Genomic DNA, 1479 nt, shown 5'->3' on the forward strand with positions numbered 1-1479 from the left:
GGCGATACATCAAGGGGTGGAGCTGGAGGGATAGGACTAGGTTCCTACAGTTCAGGAAAAGCAGGGCGTGGTTTTGGAGGTGGCGGGGCTGGTGCTCACTCTGATTCTTCTCCAAGTGGTGCTGGAGCTGATGGCGCTGTTCTTATAAGGTTATGGAAAGATTAAATACAAAACCAAAAATAGCGCAAGTCAAATGGATAGCTTTTGTATGAGCAGGCTTATATGTTTTTAAGTCCTTTTAAAGCTCTTTTAAAGCCCTTTAAAAGGGCTTTAACAGGCGTTGAGAATTGCTATGGCAAGGATTTGTTTAAGCGAGAGGATTACCAGACGATGTCCACACTGCTTGCACAATTAAAGGGAAAGTTTGTTCTGTCTCTCAATGATGTGCCAGAGATCCGAAAAACCTTTAGCCAATTTAAACTAAAAGAAGTGAATACATCTTATACATGTGGTTCAAATAATCCAATGCCGGCTCAAGAGCTTATTATCTCAAATTGCGATTTCTAAAACGAGAAATAATACATATTAAAGGGTCTTTAAATGATCTTTGAAGACCTTTTGAAACCCCTTAAAAATCTTTCAAAAAAATAAATTAGTATAAAACCTAAGCTATCAGACTTTCTAGTGGAATATTGAACTGTTGGTGCAAGTTTTTAATCATGCGCAGTGTTAATTTTCTTTTACCACTCAAGATTTCATAAACACGATTTAAATGACCAATCGCAGGAACGAGATCTTTAGCACTTAAGTTCATTTGTTCCATTCTAAATTTAATAGCTTCAATCGGGTGAGGAGGAGAAACAGGATAGTGTTCTGCTTCATACGCTTCAATCAACAACACAAGAACCTCCATTTGATCAAATTCTGGAGTATTCTCTTTAGGTTGATTGTCAAACATTGCAGACACAATTTCTAAAGCTTCTTGATACTCTCTCTCTGTACGAATTGGTTTGATATTCATTTCTTAAATTCCTTTAGTTCTACAGTATTAGCATCAATTGCATCATACTGTTTGTGTGTCCCTATAAATTTTATATAAAGCCAACCTGCTGGATAAAAGATTGAAACAACTAAACGATAATCATTGCCTCTAATATTAAAAACAACACGATTATTCTTTAATATGCTTGCATTTTTATACTTCTCTTTAATGTCATGAGGAGAACGCCACTGCGCATTTTTAGCTTCATCTACCCATGCTTTTAACGGTTGTTCAGCATCAGGATATCGAGCCCAAAAAGTTTGAAGTGTGGAGATTTTAACAATTTTCATAAGTTTATCCTGATTTTTATCAATCTTAGTACCATTTTGGGACCAAGTCAAGATATTTATAAAAAGAAAGTGCTTGTTGAAAACAAACCTTTCTCAAGAGCGGCTCTTTACCTCTCATTTTTCCCATTCATTTCATTAGCCAACCATTTAAAGGAGCATAAAGTATGGCAACAGGTTTTCTACACGGTGTTGAAGTTGTCGAGGTTG

General features: G+C 36.3%; 2 protein-coding genes and 1 pseudogene. 1 reads left to right on the top strand and 2 read right to left on the bottom strand.

What is annotated here, in order from left to right; all coding sequences use genetic code 11:
- Positions 1–276 precede the first annotated feature (276 nt).
- Positions 277–507, top strand: a pseudogene (locus ACFINO_RS09750) (DNA adenine methylase); the annotation flags it as partial.
- A gap of 97 nt (positions 508–604) precedes the next feature.
- Here the strand turns inward: ACFINO_RS09750 and ACFINO_RS09755 are convergent.
- Positions 605–961: a type II toxin-antitoxin system HigA family antitoxin gene (locus tag ACFINO_RS09755; RefSeq protein ID WP_375624310.1), complete on the bottom strand. Its 357-nt coding sequence runs from the start codon at positions 959–961 to the stop codon at positions 605–607.
- Positions 958–1272 carry a type II toxin-antitoxin system HigB family toxin gene (locus ACFINO_RS09760; RefSeq protein WP_317993618.1) on the bottom strand — a complete coding sequence of 105 codons (315 nt, stop codon included), beginning with the start codon at positions 1270–1272 and terminating at the stop codon, positions 958–960. The genes ACFINO_RS09755 and ACFINO_RS09760 overlap by 4 nt, the downstream gene beginning before the upstream one ends.
- Positions 1273–1479 lie beyond the last annotated feature (207 nt).

It is taken from the genome of Bartonella sp. AA83SXKL (genome assembly GCF_042196965.1).
Taxonomy (GTDB): Bacteria; Pseudomonadota; Alphaproteobacteria; order Rhizobiales; family Rhizobiaceae; genus Bartonella.